General features: G+C 40.3%; 12 protein-coding genes. 7 read left to right on the plus strand and 5 right to left on the minus strand.

Going from position 1 to position 14,234, the window contains the following annotated elements; all coding sequences use genetic code 11:
* Positions 1 to 70: 70 nt before the first annotated feature.
* The 5 genes from bioA to FTV37_RS11055 are packed head-to-tail and all read left to right on the plus strand — an operon-like array spanning position 71 to position 4,452.
* Positions 71 to 1,363 carry an adenosylmethionine--8-amino-7-oxononanoate transaminase gene (gene bioA / locus FTV37_RS11035; protein ID WP_180063856.1) on the plus strand — a complete coding sequence of 431 codons (1,293 nt, stop codon included), beginning with the start codon at positions 71 to 73 and terminating at the stop codon, positions 1,361 to 1,363.
* Positions 1,360 to 2,517: an 8-amino-7-oxononanoate synthase gene (locus FTV37_RS11040; protein WP_180022675.1), complete on the plus strand. Its 1,158-nt coding sequence runs from the start codon at positions 1,360 to 1,362 to the stop codon at positions 2,515 to 2,517. Before bioA ends, FTV37_RS11040 begins: the two co-directional genes overlap by 4 nt.
* A 7-nt stretch (positions 2,518 to 2,524) precedes the next feature.
* The gene (gene bioC / locus FTV37_RS11045) at positions 2,525 to 3,313 is read left to right on the plus strand and encodes a malonyl-ACP O-methyltransferase BioC (RefSeq protein WP_180063857.1); all 789 of its coding nucleotides are present in this window, start codon (positions 2,525 to 2,527) and stop codon (positions 3,311 to 3,313) included.
* Positions 3,310 to 3,954, plus strand: a complete 645-nt coding sequence (gene bioD / locus FTV37_RS11050; RefSeq protein WP_180063858.1) for a dethiobiotin synthase — start codon at positions 3,310 to 3,312, stop codon at positions 3,952 to 3,954. The genes bioC and bioD overlap by 4 nt, the downstream gene beginning before the upstream one ends.
* A 39-nt stretch (positions 3,955 to 3,993) precedes the next feature.
* Entirely contained in the window at positions 3,994 to 4,452 is a 459-nt protein-coding gene (locus FTV37_RS11055; RefSeq protein ID WP_180063859.1) for a nucleoside deaminase, read from the plus strand.
* A 104-nt stretch (positions 4,453 to 4,556) separates the two neighbouring features.
* On the opposite strand, the gene FTV37_RS11060 is transcribed toward FTV37_RS11055, so the two are convergent.
* The 5 genes from FTV37_RS11060 to FTV37_RS11080 form a co-directional block, all read right to left on the minus strand.
* Positions 4,557 to 4,970 carry a biopolymer transporter ExbD gene (locus FTV37_RS11060; protein ID WP_078190075.1) on the minus strand — a complete coding sequence of 138 codons (414 nt, stop codon included), beginning with the start codon at positions 4,968 to 4,970 and terminating at the stop codon, positions 4,557 to 4,559.
* 18 nt (positions 4,971 to 4,988) lie between these two features.
* Positions 4,989 to 5,414 (minus strand): biopolymer transporter ExbD, encoded by a 426-nt coding sequence (locus FTV37_RS11065; protein ID WP_078190074.1) that lies wholly within the window; start codon positions 5,412 to 5,414, stop codon positions 4,989 to 4,991.
* A 14-nt stretch (positions 5,415 to 5,428) separates the two neighbouring features.
* Positions 5,429 to 6,283, minus strand: coding sequence for a MotA/TolQ/ExbB proton channel family protein (locus tag FTV37_RS11070; protein ID WP_373683577.1), 855 nt, complete (start codon positions 6,281 to 6,283; stop codon positions 5,429 to 5,431).
* A 37-nt stretch (positions 6,284 to 6,320) separates the two neighbouring features.
* Complete coding sequence (locus FTV37_RS11075) at positions 6,321 to 7,019, minus strand: energy transducer TonB (protein ID WP_180063861.1); 699 nt, start codon at positions 7,017 to 7,019, stop codon at positions 6,321 to 6,323.
* A 149-nt stretch (positions 7,020 to 7,168) separates the two neighbouring features.
* Positions 7,169 to 9,880 (minus strand): TonB-dependent receptor, encoded by a 2,712-nt coding sequence (locus FTV37_RS11080; RefSeq protein WP_180063862.1) that lies wholly within the window; start codon positions 9,878 to 9,880, stop codon positions 7,169 to 7,171.
* Positions 9,881 to 10,653: 773 nt separating this feature from the next.
* Between FTV37_RS11080 and FTV37_RS11085 the strand changes: the two genes are divergently transcribed.
* Positions 10,654 to 12,381 (plus strand): ABC transporter substrate-binding protein, encoded by a 1,728-nt coding sequence (locus FTV37_RS11085; protein WP_180063870.1) that lies wholly within the window; start codon positions 10,654 to 10,656, stop codon positions 12,379 to 12,381.
* A 67-nt stretch (positions 12,382 to 12,448) separates the two neighbouring features.
* Positions 12,449 to 14,212: an ABC transporter substrate-binding protein gene (locus FTV37_RS11090; protein WP_373683578.1), complete on the plus strand. Its 1,764-nt coding sequence runs from the start codon at positions 12,449 to 12,451 to the stop codon at positions 14,210 to 14,212.
* The last annotated feature ends 22 nt before the right edge of the window (positions 14,213 to 14,234 follow it).

The raw sequence follows: 14,234 nt of genomic DNA on the forward strand, positions 1-14,234 counted from the left end.
TTTATTTTTCCTTGCCGTGGGTTTAACATCTTGCCACATTGATGTTTAAGCCTGATACATGGAGTGAGGGATGGCCAATTTAACCGATCTACAATTTGATCAGCAGCATATTTGGCATCCCTATACATCGATGACTCAGCCCCTTCCAACGTTTAAAGTGAAACGTGCGCAAGGGGTGATAATTGAGCTTGAAGATGGTCGTCAATTGATTGACGGTATGTCTTCATGGTGGTGTGCAATTCATGGTTATAACCATCCCGAGCTAAATCAGGCAGTGACCGATCAACTGCAACAGATGTCACATATCATGTTCGGTGGATTGACACATGATCCCGCGATTCAACTGGCTAAATTACTGTTAAAAATCACACCGCCCAGTTTAGATAAAATCTTCTTTGCCGATTCAGGTTCGGTTGCTGTCGAAGTAGCCTTGAAAATGGCAGTGCAGTATTGGGCGTCTTTGCATCAACCGAATAAAACCAATTTTATCACACCACGTTCTGGCTATCATGGCGACACTTGGAATGCGATGTCTGTGTGTGATCCAGTGACAGGGATGCATCAAATTTTTGGCCCAAGTTTACCAAATCGAATTTTTGTTCCTGCGCCTCAAGTTGGCTTTTATGATGCTTGGGATCAGTCGGATATTGAAGAATTAGAAATGACTCTTTCTAAACAGCATGAAAATATTGCGGGATTAATTCTTGAGCCGATTGTGCAAGGTGCGGGAGGCATGCGTTTCTACCATCCTGAATATTTGCGTCAAGCTAAATTACTCTGCGAAAAATACAATATCTTGCTGATCTTCGATGAGATCGCGACAGGTTTCGGGCGTACAGGAAAACTCTTTGCTTGGGAATGGGCCGCAGTTGAGCCAGATATTATGTGTATTGGTAAAGGACTGACAGGCGGTTATATGACCTTGTCTGCAACCCTGACTACGCAGAAAGTCGCGAATACGATTAGCCAAGGCGAAGCCGGCGTGTTTATGCATGGCCCAACCTTTATGGCAAATCCTTTGGCTTGCGCTGTGGCTGTAAAAAGTACCGAACTGCTGCTGTCTCGAGATTGGCAAGCGAATATTCAACGTATCGAAGCTCAATTAAAGTTTCATTTACTAGCACTTTCATCGCTTGAACATGTCAAAGATGTGCGAATACTTGGTGCTATTGGTGTGGTGGAATTGACCTTTAATGTCGATATGAAAACGCTACAACAGGAGTTTGTTCGTCGTGGTATTTGGATTCGTCCATTCGGTAAGCTAGTGTATGTGATGCCACCCTATATTATTTCTGAGTATGAATTAAAAATTTTGCTAGAACAAATGGTTGAGGTGGTGAAAAACATGGGGCAGTCGGTATGAATCTGCTTAGCCATTTTTCAGATCAACTTGATCAACTGAAACAGCAAGGCAACTTACGTCAGTTCACTTCTAATCTTCAGCACGATCATTGCATCAGTATTCACAATCACAATATGTTGAATTTAGCGTCAAATGACTATTTAGGTCTGGCTTCAAACCTACATCTACGTGAACAGTTTTTTGATGAAACCCCGAACGCACAGCGTTGGATGAGCTCATCCTCTTCGCGTTTATTAACTGGAAACTTTCCTGAATATGAACAACTTGAATCAACATTAAGTGATGCCTTTCATGGCCGATCAGCACTGTTATTTAATAGCGGCTATCACATGAATATCGGGATTTTACCTGCACTGGCAGACAGTAAAACCTTGATATTGGCGGATAAGCTGATTCATGCCAGTATGATTGATGGCATCCGATTATCGAGTGCGAAATATGTACGTTATCGCCATAATGATTTGGCGCATCTTTCTCAGCTTTTATGCAAATATCATGAAGATGAGGCTTTTGAGCGGATCATTGTGGTGACTGAATCGATTTTCAGTATGGATGGTGATGAAACCGATTTGGCTGAACTGGTACGGATCAAAAAACAATTTCCCAAAGTGATGTTGTATGTCGATGAGGCGCATGCAATCGGTGTGCGCGGTGAGCGTGGTTTAGGCTGTGCTGAACAATATCAGACGATTGATGATATTGATCTTTTAGTCGGGACATTTGGTAAAGCACTGGCTTCAATAGGGGGGTATCTCATCTGTCATGCGATTATTCGTGACTATTTGATTAACTCGATGCGACCGTTGATTTTTAGTACTGCACAGCCCCCGATCTGTATGGCGTGGACAGATTTTATTTTCAAGAATGTTTTAAATTTAAAAGCAGAGCGTCACCATTTACAGCAAATCAGTCAAAATTTGCAACAAGCGGTGCAAGACAAAGGTTTTGATTGTCCATCTACATCACATATTGTGCCCGTCATTATTGGCGAGTCGAATAAAACTGTTGCCAAGGCTCAAGCTTTGCAAGCGGCAGGTTTTTATATCATGCCTGTACGTCCGCCCACTGTGCCGCAGCATAGTTCGCGCTTACGCATTTCACTCACTGCTCAGATTACACAAACTGATTTGGATCAGTTGACTCAATTGTTGTGAGTGACTTGTGAATAATTTTGAGATTGATAAATCCCAAGTGGCGTTACGCTTTGCTCAGGCAGGGCACAGCTATGCTGAACATGCCGTAGCACAAAAAGAGATTGCTCAACATTTATTTGAGTTGATGCAGCAGTATTGTCCAAAGTTGCAAAATTATCCTGTGGAAACGCTTTTTGAAATTGGATGTGGCCCGGGGAATTTAAGCCATTTAATGCTGGAAAATATGCAAATCAATCGTATGGTTTTAAATGATCTATATGCAGAAATTCAACAGCATTTTCCGTCAAGTCCACAGATTCAGTACAGACTTGGAGATATCGAACAACTTGAATTTCCACAGCATATCGACTTGATCGCATCGAGTTCGGCTTTGCAATGGGTAGGGAACTTTGCGGGCATTGTCGAAAAAGCCTTTCAAAGTTTAAATCCAGAGGCATATTTTTGTTTTTCGACCTTTGGACAGCAGAATTTACAGGAAATAAAAGCTTTGACTGGGCAGGGTTTGGACTACCTCGATATCGACATGCTTCAAGCTATATTAAGTCAAAATGGTTTTGAAATTCTGCATCTTTCAGAGCAGACAGCGGCATTATATTTTGATCATCCAAAGCAGGTTTTGCAGCATTTAAAAGCGACAGGTGTGACTGCGACAGCCTCACATTTTCGTTGGACGAAACAATCGCTCTTTGATTTTTATTCAGCATATCAACAGTTTTCTTTGCGTGATGAGTCTGGGCAGATGCGTTATACACTGACCTATCATCCGATTTTTTGTATTGCACGGAGAATGCCATGACAGGGCAAGTTTATTTCATTAGTGGGATCGATACAGGCATCGGTAAAACATATACCACGGGCTATTTGGCTAAAATATGGAATGAACAAGGGGTGCGAACGATCACGCAAAAGTTGATTCAAACAGGCAATGTCGATATTTCTGAGGATATAGAACAACATCGTCAAATTATGGGTACGGGGTTGTTGGTCGAAGATGAAACCAAACTTACGATGCCTGAAATATTTAGTTATCCTGCGTCGCCACATCTCGCCACCAAACTCGATGGACGTGACATTGATTTTGCTAAAATTGAATACGCGACAAAACGTTTAACTGAAAAATATGACAACGTTTTACTCGAAGGTGCGGGAGGGTTGATGGTGCCATTGACTACGGACCTTTTAACCATCGACTATGTTGTAGAGAAGCAATATCCCGTTATTTTGGTGACTTCGGGGCGTTTGGGCAGCATTAACCATACGATTTTAAGTTTGGAAGCACTAAAAAGTCGTGGCTTGGCGCTTTATGCACTGGCTTATAATTTAAATGATGAATCGCAAGATGCATTGATTTCTAAAGATACTGCTGAATATTTAAAAGCATATTTAGCGAAACACTTTCCAGAGGCGTTATGGATTGATGTTCCTGTATTGGCATAATGGGCTAACTCTTTATATTGACAATAATTGGGCGTATTTATGACGGATCATGCGTTTATAGAACTTGCGATTCAACTTGCGAAAGAAAATATTGAGCAAGGTGGGCGACCATTTGGTGCTGTGATCGTTAAGCATGGTGCTGTGGTGAGTACAGGGGTGAATGAAATATTAATCTCAGGCGATCCGACATCTCATGCCGAGTTAAATGCATTAAGACAAGCCGCACAAAATTTAAATACGACGTCTTTGAAGGACTGTGTCGTTTATGCGAGCGGACAACCGTGTCCAATGTGTTTGGCAGCTCTGCGAATGGTTGGAGTTGAAAAAATTGTGTATGCCTATTCAAATGCTGATGCAGAAGCCTATGGCTTATCTACAGCAGAGATTGCCGAAAAATTAAGACATGAACCTTATGAACAGCAAGGGTTGAGTTTTAGTCAGTTAAAGCCAAACTGTGATCATGAGCTATATGAATTTTGGAAGCAGAAAAATACTTAATAAATACTAAGAGTTTCTTTCTGAGTCACTAACTGTATAGATTTCTGTGAAGAATTAAAAAAGCCAACTGAGGTGATCAGTTGGCTTTTTTTGTTGGGGAGCAATTATTGATTTGCTGAGACCCCAATTTTTTTGACATTCAAACGTTGTGCTGCTGCCATCACCATAGCGACATCTTTATATTCTGTCATTTTGTCAGGTTGCACTTTGATCGTATCTTGATCTGCTTGTTGTGCAACACCAGCAAAAAGTGTTTCTAAAGCTTGCTTATTGGCAACGGGTTGACCATTCCAAAATAATTTACCTTGCGCATCAATCCGTAAAGTGACCGGCTCAGGCGGCTTTTCATTGGTTGGCGGTGGCGTACCGTTTGGCAAATCAATATTGATCGAGTTATTTGGAATTGGAATTGTGATAATAAACATAATGAGCAAAACCAACATCACATCGATCAATGGCGTCATGTTGACGTCCAACATAACATCATCGTCTTTATCGGAACCAACATTCATTCCCATACCTTGTCCCTCATCCGATTATGGTGCGGCAACAGGGGTGGTGACAAAAGCAATTTTGCCAATTCCTGCTGCTTGTGTTGCACTAATGACTTCATCAATCGCTTCATATTTTGTCACCTGATCGCCACGGATATGAACTTCAGGTTGCGGACGCTTTTTAGCTTCCGCTTGTAGTCGACTGATCAGCGTATCTTTATCTGCAATGTATTTTTCATTCCAGAAGATATCGCCATTTTTATTGACAGCAATCTGAATATTGATCGGTTTAGTTTCATAAGGCGTATTCTTTTCCTCAGGCAACTTCACCGGAACTGTATGGATTGCAACAGGTACTGTAATTAAGAAAATAATGAGCAGCACCAACATAATATCAACCAAAGGTGTTGTATTAATGGCTGAAATTACATCATCTTCGTCACCATCTGAATTGACCATCATTCCCATGGCTGATGCCTCTCTTATTTTGTGTCGTTATTATTGTTTTTGATCTCACCGCTTAAAAGTACGGTGTGTAGATCTGAACCAAAGGTACGAACATTATCTAGAACTGCTTTATTACGACGCGTTAACCAGTTATAGCCAAGAACCGCAGGTACTGCTACAGCCAAACCAATTGCCGTCATAATTAGGGCTTCACCGACTGGGCCTGCAACTTTATCAATAGATGCTTGACCTGAAATACCAATTGCCGTTAAAGCATGGTAAATACCCCAAACTGTACCGAACAAACCCACAAATGGTGCAGTCGAACCTACAGTTGCGAGGAAAGCTAATCCACCACTTAAATGGCTTTGAATTTTATCGATAGCACGCTGGATTGAAATAGTCACCCATGTGTTGAAGTCGATACGTTCCAGCAGATTACCGCCATGTTTTTTGGTTGAATTAATGCCTTTTTCTGCAATAAAGCGGTATGCACTCGATTCGTCTAAGGTTTCTGCTGCGCTATCAATTGAAGCAGCATCCCAAAATTTAGCTTCGGCTTCTTTGCCTTGACGTTTAATTTTAGCTTGTTGAATAAATTTAGTGACCATGATGTACCAAGTTCCAATCGACATCAGGACCAAGATAAAGAGTGTCGATTTAGCAACGATGTCACCTTCACGCCATAGTGCTTCTAAGCCATACGGGTTATAGACTTCTTTGGTTGCTGTAGGCATTGGTGGCGGTGCAGGTGTATTTGTTGTATTCGTAGTTTCTACTTGTGTTGTTGCAGTATTTGCAGATTCTTCAGCAAATGCTGCTTGCAGTGGGAGTAATGTACTTGTTGCTAAAACTGTAGCAGATGCAAAAATACGCGCAGATTTCATCATTTTATTCATTTATATTCTCCAAATTTTTGTAGATTTATTAATCAAGTTTAAATTCGTATTCAATATCAAACCAATCTTCAACTGGCTCACCATTTTTGAGTGCAGGCTTAAATGTACATAAGCTGAATGCTTTGCTAGCAGCCTTATCTAGAGATTTAGTACCACTCGATTTTTTGACCTTCACTTGTTTCGCACTGCCGTCAGGCCCAACCAATACAGAGATGCGGACAGTTCCTACTTCTTCTGCCATTGCAGCTTCACGAGGGTAATCTGGTTCTTTACATCCAACGCTTCCCTCAGATGCACCACGTGTTTCCCCAGCTGGTTTTGGAGCAGGGGCAGGAGCGGGTGCTGCCGCAGCGACTGGTGCAGGTTCTGCAACAGGGCTAGGAGATGGAGAGGCTGTAGGCGTAGGTGTTGAAACGGCTTTAACTGTTTGTGTTGGTGCAGCTTTTTCAACAACCTTTTGTTCAGGTTGAGGGTCTGGTGTTTTGAGCACTTCCTTAACGAGTTTTGGTAGTTCAGGTGGTTTTTCAATTGGTTTCGGTTTTTCTGGCTCAGGTTTTTTATCTTGAATAATGATTAATTCAACAGGTTCTTCTACAGTTTTCTCACCTTTTTTGGACAGGCCAGTAATTAATCCGTAGAGTACAATGAGATGCAGAAGAATGACTGCCCCAATTCCGATCAGGCGTTTGCCGGAATTATTTTCTAATTCGGAAAAGCTTTTGCCCATTACTACTCCTGAAATGTGAGACAAACAATCAATAGTGAAATTGGCACTTGAGATATAAGTGTTTTTTGCATTTTTTTATGTTTGACTAATTAATTAAATAAATAGTGCCAGTACAATTCCAGTTGGAATCGTACTGGCAAATTTAGCTTTTAGAACTTGTAAGTACCACGGACATAGAATGTACGACCAGTAGGATCGCTATAACGAGGGTCATAACCATATTGGAAGTTATCTAATACGTTCGATGCAGCAGGCTCTTCAGCAAATAGGTTTTTGATACCACCAGTGATTTCTAAGTTTTTGAAACCACTGTATGTTCCTGCAACGTTATACAGTGTGTAATCAGGCACACGGTGTTTATCAAATTTTTCTTCGCCGATTTGGTTTTGGTCATCGTAGCCACGGAAGAACTGTTGTTCGAAGATGATTTTCCAGTTTTCATAGCTCCAATTTAGGTTCGCTGTGTGCTTCCAACGTAAAACAGCAGGGTCGTCATACACACCTACTAAGCCTTCCCAATCACCGCCTTTTTCTTCTTGGTAGTCATTTTTGATGACATAGGTACCATTAATGCCAAAGCCAAAACGACCTGTCGCGGTTAATGGTGAAAGATAATCTAAGCTAATGTCGATACCTTGAGTTTTAATACCCCCTGTATTCATTAGAATGGTATTGATGTATTCAATACGACCATCGGCACCACGCACGAATAATGAAGCATATTTCTCAGGATCTTCAAAAATTGAAGTTTCACCTACTTGACCAACTAATTCTTCAATTTCAATGTTGTAATAATCAACAGCTAAAACTAAGTTTTTAATTGGTTCGTAAACAAAACCTGCGGTAAATGTTTTAGATTCTTCTGGCTGAAGATCTGGGTTACCACCTTGCATACGGTAGAACTGAGTATTACATTCGGTTTGATATTGAGGTGAAGTTGGATTACCGCCTGGACAAAGGACAGGGTCGTTATATTTTGCGCCAGTGTAGGTTTTACTTTGTTGCGCATTAATTTCCCAAAGGCTTGGAGCACGGAAACCAGTACTGTAGGTACTACGGAACATAAGTTGCTTCATTGGTTCCCAACGAATACCGACTTTTGGATTGAAAGTGTCGCCAAAATCGCTGTAGTCGTCATAACGTGCTGCAAGTTGAGCTTCAATTGTTTTGGTAATTGGAATTTGAAGCTCAGCAAAAGCGGCAGTAATATCTCGGTCACCTTTACTCAGAGGTTTATCAGGGTCAATACCACTACCCGGTACAAGGCGTACTAACTCAGAGTTTACTTTTGCTTCCCAATCTTGAGTTGTAAAACTTCCACCAAATGCAAAACCAACATCACCAGCTGGTAAGGTGTAAATCGGGCGGCTCACGGTAAAGTCAAATGTTGTGGAATCAAGTGTTGCTTCGTTTGTTGTACCACTCACATTTAATGCGTTCCAAACGTTAGCATCTGCAGATGGACCAAATGGGTTGATTGTGCCGTCATTTAATCCTTCTTGTAGTTTGTTACGATTTAAGTATCCACTTACAAAGCTATCTGATGCTTCGCCTTTTGCGTAAGTTACGCCACCGTTGATATCCCAACCGTATGCTTCACCTTCAAGTCCGGCAAAAATACGATGTGATTCATTGATAGATTGTGAAACACGGTTGCCCGCTTGAGAGCGTAAGTAAAGTTGTAATGGATCACCACTTAGACCATCTACACCAGGGGTAATACCCTCGCCTGGATAATATTGACTGCTTTTAGGAATCGTGACAGAGCGGCTGTAGACGTCTGGAGCAATAGAAGTCGTCACTTTGCTTTTTGCATAGACATATTCACCAATAGCGTTGAAGTTATCGCTAAGTTTGATGGTTGCACGACCAATTGCAGACAAGTCCTCAGTTTCTGGCTGAATACCAATTAAAGCTTGCGTATTGAGGAAGCAGAGTCCGCCATCTTCAGTGACATTGGTTAAATTATTACAATTGGCTGCACCACCATACGGGTTCGCTAATACACCTTCAGGATTTCCGTCTGCATCTAAGGGCCCGCCGTTTGGATCAAGAAAGTTAGCAGGGAAGCCATTTGCTGAACCAGCATCGATACCTAACTCAGGTAGAAGGCCACCACGACGGCTGACTTTACGGTCTTTTGCCATAATTTCTTTGGCTTTACGGTAGTCAATTGCGCCATAAACGTTAAAACCTTGTTCATCTAAGTCGCCATAGCCACCAAAAATCGAAACATCGTATTCTTCGCCGCCTTTATCTTCTGGTTTGAGTAAACCACCGCTAATACCTAAGCCTGTGTATTGTTTTTTGGTAATAAAGTTAATTACACCTGCAATTGCATCTGCACCATAAGTTGCAGAGGCACCATCACGTAAAACCTCAATACGTTCAACCATTGCAAGCGGAATAGTATTTAAGTTGGTCTCAGATGTACTAAATGGGCTATAAGCCAAACGACGTCCATTAAGTAGGACAAGGGTTTTATCTGATCCTAGGCCACGTAAGTTCGCTGTTGAGCCTGACGTATTACTTGCACCAACGTTTTGCGCTGTACTGTAGCCCGCTTGGTTCGCACTAATTTTTATTAAGGCTTCTTCAGTCGTTGTAACCCCTTGTTTAGTTAATTCTTCAACTTTAATCACCGTAATAGGTGAAGAACTTTGAGTAGAAACCCCTTTAATGGATGAACCAGTCACAGTTACTTTGGCTACTTTTGTTGGCTTAACTGTTTCTTCTTCATTTGTTTCTGCTGCATGCGCTAAAGATAAACACAGCATACTTAAACTAAGAGTACTTAATTTAAGTATTGTTTTGCTAAATGGTGTGCCCCCCACAGATTTAGCATTTTTTTTCTCTTTCATAGTAAAAGTATTCCTTTTTGTTGTAGTTAGCGATATTGCTTGATTCTTTTTAAGCAATTCAAGTGCCATATTTATATTTAAATTATATTTTCAAATATAAAATACTGATAAATATCTACATTATTGATTTTAAATTGGAGAAATTTAAGATGAACGGTAAGTATATTTTTTTAAAGTTATCCTTTTGATTGGGGTTTATTGGGAATTTAACATTTGATCAAAAAAAAATTTAAAAACATGATTAGGTGCAAATTAAACCATAAAAAGTGTGATTTAATTCATATTTATGTGTTTGATTTATAAGGCTAATAAGAGAAATAAATAAAAAATAAAAACCATAAATTCAGTGGCTTAGTTGTCTGTTGTCTGTCATTTCATCTGAACATGATCCATTATGAATCAGGAATGTATTATATTTGTGCAGAATGTGCATGGATGAGTACACATCCAAGAGTTGAATTTTTGATAAAAACGAGCTTTACTCGGAAAGTCGCTATTAGTATAAATTTATCTTAAAAAATGAATTTAAAAGGATATTTAATTCAGATAACTTTCAACCAAGGAGTGGTGGCATGAATTTCGCTTTATATTAATGAGTGTATTAAGTTCTACGTTTAAAACTTAATTTAAACTGGTTCATTTTATTTTAGTGAGGGTGGCTTTATTTAAAGTCTGCTTGCGGCTTTGTATTATTAAAAAATCATCAGAAAGGAAAAGGTTTGGAAACTAGAAAATTTAAAATAGCGCTCCTTGCATTATTAATTTCAACAGGGATGATGGCCGAGGTTCAAGCTTCTGCACAATCGAATAAAGTTTTAAATATTGCATTTGAAGCACCGGATGATGGTTTTGATATGGTCAAAACCTATAATTATTATAGTGGCAATATTGCGGAAGCGATTTTTGAACCCTTATTGAAATATGACTATCTAGCACGTCCTGTCGTTCTTGTCCCAAATACCATTGAAGCGATGCCAAAGATTGAACAAGAAGGAAAAGTCTATACCTTCAAAATCAAACGAGGTATCCATTTTTCAGATGATTCTGCCTTTAAGGGAAAGAAACGCGAGCTGGTTGCGCAGGATTACATTTACGCGATTCAACGAATTTTAGATCCGGCTAATCGTTCTCCGACCTATTCATTTATTGATGGCAAGATCTTAGGGGGGGATGCGGTCGTTGCGGATGCAAAGAAGTCTGGGAAATTTAATTACAATGCGGCAATTGCCGGCCTAAAAGCGATAGATCCTTATACGTTGCAAATTACTTTGACGCGCCCTGACTATAATTTTCAATATATTTTGGCCTATGTTACGTTTGGAGCAGTTTCAAAAGAAGTTGTTGAATTTTATGGCAATAAAATTGCACAACATCCTGTAGGAACGGGGCCGTATCAGCTCAGTAAATATGTGCCACGTAGCAAGATCGAACTGGTTGCAAACCCGAATTATCGTGGTTTTGTTTGGAATTTTAAATCGACAGGCACAGCTTGGGACAATCAGTTAGTTAAAGAAATGAACGGGAAGAAAATGCCGCAAATCGGCAAAGTTTCCGTCAGTATTATTGAAGAAGAACAGTCACGGTGGTTAGCATTTAAAACAGGGCAGCTGAATTTTGATAAATTGACCTCAAATGCAGTACCGCAAGCCTTAGATTCGCAAAATAAACTTAAGCCTGATATGCAAAAGCTCGGCATTAAGCATTATCCAAATAAAGATGCTGAAATCACCTACAGCATGTTCAATATGCAAGACCCGCTTGTCGGTGGTCAAAGCCTTGAAAAGATTGCGTTACGCCGTGCTATCAGCATGTCATACAATCAAGCTGAAGCGATTAAACAGTTATATCAAGGGCAGGCCGTAAAGGCTGAAATGTTTTTGCCAGAAGGTGTGAGTGGCTTTAATCCAAAATATCGCAGCAGTTTGGGATATAACCCATTGCTGGCCAATAAATTACTGGATCGATTTGGGTATAAGAAAGGTGCTGATGGTTATCGAACCTTGCCCGATGGTAAAGCGTTGACCTTAAAAATAAATACTGAAAATAGCTCTAAATCGGTGATTCAATCTGAGTTGTGGAAAAAAAATCTCGATGCCATTGGGATACGGGTACAGTTTAAGGTCAGTAACTTTGCTGATAATTTAAAAGAAGCAATGCAATGTAAATATATGATGTGGTCAGGAGCGTGGATTGCAGATTATCCTGAAGGGGAGAACTTTGCTCAATTACTATATGGGCCAAATTCAGGACAAGGGAATTTAAGTTGTTATCAATCTAAAGCTTATGACGCTTTATATAAACAAGCAATTGTGTTGAAACCTAAAGATCGTGAACCTTTTTATGAAAAAATGAACCGTCAAATTGAAGCGGATAACCCTTGGATTATCCATTCTACACGGATTCGTAATTGGTTAATTCACCCTGAAATTCAGGGGTATAAAACACATCCAATGATGAACACCAGTTGGCAATATCTCGATATTCAGCCTAGTAAAAAATAATTGAGTCAGGATTACAATGAAGCGAAATTCGAATTTTACGCTAACCAAATTTGCTACAGCGTGTTTGATGGGGGGAGTGCTATTCAGTGCGATGCCGACATTAGCAATGGCAAAGAATCCAGCAGATCCAAATAAAGTTTTACGTCATATTTTCCCTGTCGCAGAAACAGGTTTTGACCCAGTTGGCGTACATGATCTGTATTCTGCACATGTGAATACCTCAATCTTTGAAACCTTATATACCTATGACTATTTAGCATCACCGGCAAAGTTGGTTCCTAAAACGGCGGCTGCGATGCCAGAAATCAGTGCAGATGGTTTGACTTATACCATTCGCCTGCAAAAAGGCATTTATTTTGCTGATGATCCTGTGTTTAAGGGCAAAAAAAGAGAGTTAACCTCGGCTGATTATGCATATACCTTTAGACGTTTAGTCGATCCACAACTTCGCTCACCAAACAGTTGGCTACTCGATGGCCGCATTTTAGGCATGGAGAAGGTTTTAGATAAGGCGAAAAAAACAGGTAAGTTTGATTATGATGCACCCATTGATGGCATACAAACTCCTGATCGTTATACCCTTGTCATTCGTTTAAATTCTCCAGATCAAAACTTTCCAATGTTATTGGCTCATCAACCTGCATCGGCTATGGCACGTGAAGTGGTCGAAAAATATCGAGACAAAGCGGGTTTTGTGATGGGTAAACCGGTGGGTACAGGGCCATATATTTTGACGCGCTGGACACCTGGCTCACGAATTATTTTAAAGGCCAATCCCAACTATCGTGGTTTTGTCTGGGACTTCAAGGCATCAGATGCCAAAGATGAAAAGATCGTAAAAGCCATGCAAGGCAAAAAAATGCCACAAATTGGTGTGATTGATATTCAGGTGATGGAAGAATCACAATCACGTTGGTTGACCTTTGCAAAAAATGAAGCTGATTTGTTGGTGCTCGATGGAGATTTGTCGGTACAAGCCTTAAAAGATGGAGAGCTAAAGCCTGAGTTGGCTAAAAAAGGCATCCAAATGTCGCGCATTTCTGACCCCTCTATCGACTATCACTATTGGAATATGCAAAACCCTGTGGTTGGTGGTTTTAGTAAAGAAAAAATTGCATTACGTCGTGCAATGGCGATGGCTTATTCAGCAGATAATCAAATCAAAATTTTGATGAATGGTGATGCACAAAAATTACAAAGCCCAATTCCACTCGGTGTTGTCGGCTATGACCCGAATTATAAGTCGAGTATTCCATATTCGGTCAAAGCGGCAAATTTATTGCTCGATCGTTATAACTATAAAGTCGGCGCAGATGGCTGGCGTACTCAACCGAATGGTAAACCGCTTACGATTGAAATGACGATATCGGGCAATAGTAGCCGTAGTCAGCAGTTGGGCGAATTTTGGAAGAAAACTTTAGATAGCATTAAAATTAAAATGACAACAAAGTCGATGCCATTTGCAGAAGCGTTAAAAGCCGAAAAACAGTGTAAAACCATGTTTAAAGCATCTGCATGGATCGCAGATTATCCAGATGCAGACAATTTTATGCAATTGTTCTATGGCAAAAATATCAATGTCACCAACAACGGCTGTTCAAAAATACCTGAATATGACCGCTTATATGAACAGACACAGCGTATGAAACCGGGACCGGAGCGTGATGCAGTCTATCGGAAAATGTCACGCATATTAGAAGTGTACATGCCTGTCCAAATTAATTATGCACGTTACCGTAGTGTGTTGTCGCAACCACGCGTGATTGGTTATAAAAAGCATCCAATTTTGGCAACAGAATGGATGTACATCGATATTGACCCGAAAAAATAAAATGGAACAAAACTGGAGAAAT

It is taken from the genome of Acinetobacter sp. YH16042, assembly GCF_013417245.1.
In the GTDB taxonomy this organism is placed as follows: Bacteria; Pseudomonadota; Gammaproteobacteria; order Pseudomonadales; family Moraxellaceae; genus Acinetobacter; species Acinetobacter amyesii.

What these genes read in the sequence shown, in the direction of transcription:
- bioA (WP_180063856.1), top strand. Translation starts at nt 71, where the DNA reads ATGGCCAATTTAACCGATCTACAATTTGATCAGCAGCATATTTGGCAT.
- FTV37_RS11090 (WP_373683578.1), top strand. Translation starts at nt 12,449, where the DNA reads ATGGGGGGAGTGCTATTCAGTGCGATGCCGACATTAGCAATGGCAAAG.
- FTV37_RS11070 (WP_373683577.1), bottom strand. Translation starts at nt 6,283, where the DNA reads ATGATGAAATCTGCGCGTATTTTTGCATCTGCTACAGTTTTAGCAACA.
- FTV37_RS11065 (WP_078190074.1), bottom strand. Translation starts at nt 5,414, where the DNA reads ATGGGAATGATGGTCAATTCAGATGGTGACGAAGATGATGTAATTTCA.
- FTV37_RS11040 (WP_180022675.1), top strand. Translation starts at nt 1,360, where the DNA reads ATGAATCTGCTTAGCCATTTTTCAGATCAACTTGATCAACTGAAACAG.
- FTV37_RS11055 (WP_180063859.1), top strand. Translation starts at nt 3,994, where the DNA reads ATGACGGATCATGCGTTTATAGAACTTGCGATTCAACTTGCGAAAGAA.
- bioD (WP_180063858.1), top strand. Translation starts at nt 3,310, where the DNA reads ATGACAGGGCAAGTTTATTTCATTAGTGGGATCGATACAGGCATCGGT.
- FTV37_RS11085 (WP_180063870.1), top strand. Translation starts at nt 10,654, where the DNA reads ATGATGGCCGAGGTTCAAGCTTCTGCACAATCGAATAAAGTTTTAAAT.
- FTV37_RS11080 (WP_180063862.1), bottom strand. Translation starts at nt 9,880, where the DNA reads ATGAAAGAGAAAAAAAATGCTAAATCTGTGGGGGGCACACCATTTAGC.
- FTV37_RS11060 (WP_078190075.1), bottom strand. Translation starts at nt 4,970, where the DNA reads ATGGGAATGAATGTTGGTTCCGATAAAGACGATGATGTTATGTTGGAC.
- FTV37_RS11075 (WP_180063861.1), bottom strand. Translation starts at nt 7,019, where the DNA reads ATGGGCAAAAGCTTTTCCGAATTAGAAAATAATTCCGGCAAACGCCTG.